This is a genomic window from Vibrio sp. 1580 (assembly GCF_033340055.1).
On sequence record NZ_JAWOVT010000767.1, the window covers coordinates 1 to 512 of the forward strand.

Consider the following 512-nt stretch of genomic DNA (forward strand, 5'->3'; position numbering starts at 1 on the left):
CACTAAAGAATCTCGTGGTACCGACATTATTCTTCACATGCGTGACGAAGGTAAAGAGTTCTTAAATGAATGGCGCTTGCGCGATGTCATCAGCAAGTACTCGGATCACATCGGCATTCCTGTTTCTATCCAAACTGTAGTGCGTGATGAAGACGGTAAAGAGACAGACGAGAAGAAGTGGGAGCAAATCAACAAAGCTCAAGCGTTGTGGACGCGTAATAAAGCAGATATCTCAGATGAAGAATACCAAGAATTCTACAAACACGTTTCACACGATTTCGCTGATCCGTTGGTGTGGAGCCACAACCGCGTAGAAGGTAAAAACGACTACACTAGCCTACTTTACATCCCATCGAAAGCGCCATGGGATATGATGAATCGTGATCATAAGTCAGGTCTGAAACTGTACGTGCAACGTGTGTTCATTATGGATGATGCTGAACAGTTTATGCCGTCTTATCTACGTTTCGTACGTGGTTTGATTGATTCAAACGACCTGCCGCTCAACGTAT

At 44.3% G+C, this 512-nt stretch carries 1 pseudogene; it reads left to right on the forward strand.

Going from position 1 to position 512, the window contains the following annotated elements:
* Positions 1 to 512: pseudogene (locus R7093_RS28280) on the forward strand (molecular chaperone HtpG); the annotation flags it as partial.